The organism is Halomonas sp. IOP_31 (assembly GCF_021151495.1).
Lineage (GTDB): Bacteria > Pseudomonadota > Gammaproteobacteria > Pseudomonadales > Halomonadaceae > Modicisalibacter > Modicisalibacter zincidurans.
This window is the reverse complement of record NZ_JAIRBP010000067.1, coordinates 1-4,651: the sequence shown is the minus strand read 5'-3', so window position 1 is coordinate 4,651 and position 4,651 is coordinate 1. Positions and strand designations below refer to the sequence as shown.

Genomic DNA, 4,651 nt, shown 5'->3' with positions numbered 1-4,651 from the left:
TGTGTCTCGACGCTGGGTAATTGATCAAAACGTGACCGATTCTTGCTGAATCCAGCATGAAGAGCTGGCCTGATCACTCAGCAGGCCGAACTCGCGCCAATGGTGCAATATTCAGGCTAGAGGTCGCTTCCTATGAATGCGCTGGCAAATTTCTTCACCCGGCTCGTCAATCGATACATGCCCGATCCCCTGGTCATCGCCATTTTTCTGACTGTATTCACAATGCTCCTGGCAGTGCTCATGCAAGACATCAGCCCACTGAATGCGGTGCGCTACTGGGGCGACGGCTTCTGGGACTTGCTGGCCTTCAGCATGCAGATGACGGTGATCCTCCTGGCAGGCTATATCCTGGCCAAGACGCCTCTGGTGGATGGTGTCCTCAACCGCATCGCCGCACGGGTCAAGACCCCCTTCGTGGCGATCGTGGTCGCCACCTTGGTGGGGGGTATCGGTAGCTGGTTGAATTGGGGCTTCGGCCTGGTGATCGGCGGCATCGTTGCCCAGAAGCTGGCGCTCAATGTGAAAGGCTTGCACTACCCGCTGGTAATCGCCGCTGCGTATTCGGGTTTTGCTCTTTACGGCATCGGCCTGTCCGGTAGCGTACCGCTGTTGATCGCCACCGAGGGGCATTTCCTTCAAGATACCATCGGGCTGATCCCGCTGAGCGAAACGATTTTCTCGCCCATTCTCCTGACCACCAGCGCCCTCATTCTGCTCACCTTGCCCTTCTTTAACGCCTGGCTGCACCCCAAGCAGGCCAAGGATATCGTTGAAATCGATCCGGCCTCGGTAGCCAAGCCCTCCGCAGTTCCACTTGTCGGAAACGAAAAAATTACCATTGCCGAGCGTTTGAATCGTAGTCGGGTGGTGGGTATCGGCATCGGCTTACTGGGTATGCTGTATATCATGCTTTACACGGTGGACGGCGGTTCACTGAACCTCAATACCGTCAATTTCGCCTTCCTGTTCTTGGGAATATTGCTGTTTGCCTCGCCGGCCCATTACTTGGCCGCGCTGGCGGACGGGGTCCGTATCGTCTCTGGTATCATCGTACAATATCCCTTCTACGCCGGGATCATGGGGATTCTGGTGGGCTCGGGCCTGGTGGTTTCGTTCGCCAATACCTTCGTTGATATCTCTAGCGCACAAACCCTGCCTATCTGGTCATTCGTCAGCGGTGCCATCATCAATCTCCTAGCGCCGTCCGGTGGCGGCCAGTGGGCGGTCCAGGGCCCGGTCATGGTGCAAGCCGCCACGGAACTCGGTGCGTCCCAGGCGGCCACGGCGCTCGCGGTTCAGATCGGCGACCAGTGGAGCAACATGATCCAGCCGTTCTGGATCCTCCCGGTACTGGCAATCTCCGGCTTGAAGTTGCGCGATGTAATGGGGTACATGGTTCTGATCCTGATCTATCTTGGGGTCATTTACGCCAGCGCCATGCTGATCTGGGGCTACCTTGGTGGCTGACCACATTTGACTAACACGGAATTACCCATGCCTTTTCTGATCGAGACCTTCGACAAGCCCAACCGCCAGGCCCTGCGTCTGGAGGTACGCCAAGCTCACCTTGAGTACCTGGATGCCAACGCGACGACCTTATTGGCCTGTGGGGCCAAGCTTTCCGATGATGGTGAAACGGCTTCTGGTGGCATCTATCTGGTCGATCTGGATAGCCGTGAGGAGGCCGAGCGCTTCATAGAGGCCGATCCCTTCCACCAGGCGGAGCTATTCTCCGAGGTCAAAATAGTGCGCTGGCGTCAAGCCTATCTGAACCGGAAAAATACCCTGTAGCGCATGCAGAATGGAGAAATAAGATGCTGTTTCATGTGGAAATGGTCGTGAAGCTCCCGACAAACATGCCGGCAGAGCAAGCGGCTGATATCAAGGCAAAAGAGAAAGCTTACTCGCAGGATTTGCAACGGCAGGGAAAATGGCGCCATCTCTGGCGGGTTGCCGGTAGTTACGCCAACGTTAGTATCTTCGACGTCAATGATAACGCCGAACTTCAGGAACTAATCAGCGGTTTGCCCCTGTTTCCTTATATGGATATCCACGTAGAGCCACTTTGCCGTCACCCCTCCTCCGTTCGTGAGGATGATTCCTAAGAATCCTCCCAATCGCCTCGTCGTTTTTTACCAATGAGGCGACTGCCTATCAAATATATGATCAATCGACATCGAGCCACCGAGGATACCTGAATGAACCAAGACGCTGCGCAAAGCCAGCCGACTCGACGCTACTGCGCCGTCGTTACCGGAGGGGCGAGAAATATCGGCCAGGCCATCGCCTTACGTCTCCAGCAGGATGGCTATCACGTTATCGTGGTGGATATTGTTGAGCCGGAAGCAGACTCACTTAAAGCAGAAGCGCATCAGGTCGACCTTGGCGATGCCGACGCCACCCGACGGGTGATGGCCGACATCGCCGCACATTATTCGGTAACCCGGCTGGTCAATAATGTGGGTATCGTCGCCCCGGCGCTGCTCGAGGAGACGCAGCTCGAGGACTTCGACAAGTTGATGCACCTTAACGTACGTTCAGCCCTAGTCTGCAGCCAAGCACTTCTTCCTGTCATGAAGGCTTCCGGCACGGGGCGCATCGTGTTAAATACTAGCCGTGTGGTACTGGGCAAGGAGGCCCGCACCATCTACAGCGCCACCAAGGGAGCGCTACAATCCATGGCGAGAACCTGGGCGCTAGAGCTGGCGCAACACGGCATTACCGTCAATTGCGTCGCCCCCGGGCCCATCGCTACCAGCGCTTTCTGGCAGAACAACCCACCCGATTCCGAACGCGCCCGACGCATCATCGAAAACATCCCGCTAAGCCGCATGGGCCAGCCCGAAGACGTGGCCCAGGCCGTTAGCTTCTTCTGCGACGAGCGAAGCAGCTTTATTACCGGCCAGACCCTCTTCGTCTGCGGCGGTGTCACGGTCGGCTAGGCGGTTGCCTAGCTGAAGCTTCTATTTCATCACACCCTGTTGGTGCAGGACGCTGATTTCCTCAGTGCCCTTGTACAACAGGCGCTCCAGCACGCTATCGATAATCTTGGGGGCGGCTTGTGGTACGGATGTACTTGGCGCGCAGCTCCATGCCCGGCATATGGCCATCCTTGGGCTGACCGTCGGCGCTCACGCCCATGTCGCCGATCAGGATGCCCTTGACCACGCCCTCCTCGACGATCGCCTCCTGGGCAGCGAAGCCGGGGAATATCTCCACCCCAGTTCCTCGGCCTGTCCGGCCAGCCAGCGGCACAGGTTGCCGGCGCTGATCACGTAGCGGCTGAGGTCGCCACCGGCGTTGTGCATGCTCTTGGGCACCAGTGCGTTGGACAGCTTCTGGCTCTTCTCGGTGTCCTTGAGCAGGTAGACCTCGTCGCGGCTGGCCGGGGCGGTCAAGGCGCACCGCGCTCCTGCCAGTCAGGAAAGAGCTCGGCCAGGGCGCGGGGCTCGAAGATGGCGCCGGAGAGGATATGGGCGCCTACTTCGGAGCCCTCCACCACGCACAACGTCAGCTCCTGTTTCGCCTTGTTGGCCTGCTGCATCAGCCGGCACGCAGCGGCCAGGCCAGAGGACCCTGCGCCAACGATGACGACATCGAATTCCATGGAGTCGCGTTCTACCTGATCTACTGAGGCCTCCTTCAGCTGATAGTCGTCATTAGAGCTGCTGCTCAAGCTCAGGTACGGCCTCGAACAGATCGCCGACCAGGCCGTAATCGGCCACCTGGAAAATCGGCGCCTCCTCGTCCTTGTTGATCGCGACGATCACCTTGGAGTCCTTCATCCCGGCCAGATGCTGAATGGCCCCGGAGATGCCCACCGCGATGTACAGGTCGGGAGCGACGATCTTGCCGGTCTGGCCGACCTGCATGTCGTTGGGCACGAAGCCGGCATCGACCGCCGCCCGCGAAGCGCCGATCGCCGCACCGAGCTTGTCGGCGATGCCGTCGAGCAGCTTGAAGTTGTCGCCGTTGCCCATGCCGCGGCCGCCCGAGATGACGATCTTGGCGCTGCCCAGCTCGGGGCGCTCGCTGGCGGCCAGTTCTTCGCCGACGAAGCTCGACAAGGCATTGTCGACGACGATGTCGAGGGCCTCCTGGTTGGCACTGCCATTCTCGCTGACCGCGTCGAAAGCGGTAGTGCGCACGGTCAGCACCTTGAGCGAATCCTCGGACTGGACAGTGGCAATGGCGTTGCCGGCATAGATCGGCCGCTTGAAGGTGTCGGCACTGACCACGTCGAGAATTTCCGAAAGCGCGGTGACATCCTTGAGGGCGGCGAGCCGCGGCAAGACGTTCTTGCCGTGGGTCGAGGCAGCGGCAAGCACATGGCTGTAGTCGTCGGCGAGCGCCGCCAGCAGGTCGCCCAGCGGCTCGGCGAGCTGGTGGGCGTAGACGCCGTTGTCGGCGACGCGCACCCGGGCGACGCCGTCGAGCTTGGCCGCCTGCTCGGCGATGGCACCGACGTTCTCGCCGGCAATCAGCACGTCGACGTCACCGCCGCCGGACTGGGCGATCTGCCGGGCCGCATCGACGACGTGGGCGGTGGCGCCGGCGAGCTGCCCGTCGTGGTGTTCGGCGAGGACCAGAATGCTCATGAGATCAGCTCCTTTCAAAGCACTTTGGCTTCGTTCTTGAGTTTGTCGATCAG

General features: G+C 59.6%; 5 protein-coding genes and 1 pseudogene. 4 read left to right on the top strand and 2 right to left on the bottom strand.

Features of this window, described 5'->3' with window-relative positions; all coding sequences use genetic code 11:
- The first annotated feature begins 132 nt into the window (after positions 1 to 132).
- From K7I12_RS17210 to K7I12_RS17195, 4 genes are all read left to right on the top strand, one after another.
- Entirely contained in the window at positions 133 to 1,467 is a 1,335-nt protein-coding gene (locus K7I12_RS17210; RefSeq protein WP_231664792.1) for a short-chain fatty acid transporter, read from the top strand.
- A 27-nt stretch (positions 1,468 to 1,494) separates the two neighbouring features.
- Positions 1,495 to 1,791 carry a YciI family protein gene (locus tag K7I12_RS17205; RefSeq protein WP_231664791.1) on the top strand — a complete coding sequence of 99 codons (297 nt, stop codon included), beginning with the start codon at positions 1,495 to 1,497 and terminating at the stop codon, positions 1,789 to 1,791.
- A gap of 23 nt (positions 1,792 to 1,814) precedes the next feature.
- Positions 1,815 to 2,105 carry a muconolactone Delta-isomerase gene (gene catC / locus K7I12_RS17200; protein WP_231664790.1) on the top strand — a complete coding sequence of 97 codons (291 nt, stop codon included), beginning with the start codon at positions 1,815 to 1,817 and terminating at the stop codon, positions 2,103 to 2,105.
- A 93-nt stretch (positions 2,106 to 2,198) separates the two neighbouring features.
- Positions 2,199 to 2,942: an SDR family NAD(P)-dependent oxidoreductase gene (locus K7I12_RS17195; RefSeq protein ID WP_231664789.1), complete on the top strand. Its 744-nt coding sequence runs from the start codon at positions 2,199 to 2,201 to the stop codon at positions 2,940 to 2,942.
- A 130-nt stretch (positions 2,943 to 3,072) separates the two neighbouring features.
- Here the strand turns inward: K7I12_RS17195 and K7I12_RS17190 are convergent.
- Together K7I12_RS17190 and K7I12_RS17185 are read right to left on the bottom strand one after the other, a co-directional pair.
- A pseudogene (locus K7I12_RS17190) lies at positions 3,073 to 3,607 on the bottom strand (NAD(P)/FAD-dependent oxidoreductase); the annotation flags it as partial.
- A gap of 52 nt (positions 3,608 to 3,659) precedes the next feature.
- Entirely contained in the window at positions 3,660 to 4,598 is a 939-nt protein-coding gene (locus K7I12_RS17185) for an electron transfer flavoprotein subunit alpha/FixB family protein (RefSeq protein ID WP_231664788.1), read from the bottom strand.
- Between the last annotated feature and the right edge of the window lie 53 nt (positions 4,599 to 4,651).

Bases quoted from the DNA above. Each gene is read 5' to 3' on its own strand.
- K7I12_RS17195 (WP_231664789.1), top strand. From the start codon at position 2,199: ATGAACCAAGACGCTGCGCAAAGCCAGCCGACTCGACGCTACTGCGCC.
- K7I12_RS17205 (WP_231664791.1), top strand. From the start codon at position 1,495: ATGCCTTTTCTGATCGAGACCTTCGACAAGCCCAACCGCCAGGCCCTG.
- K7I12_RS17210 (WP_231664792.1), top strand. From the start codon at position 133: ATGAATGCGCTGGCAAATTTCTTCACCCGGCTCGTCAATCGATACATG.
- K7I12_RS17185 (WP_231664788.1), bottom strand. From the start codon at position 4,598: ATGAGCATTCTGGTCCTCGCCGAACACCACGACGGGCAGCTCGCCGGC.
- catC (WP_231664790.1), top strand. From the start codon at position 1,815: ATGCTGTTTCATGTGGAAATGGTCGTGAAGCTCCCGACAAACATGCCG.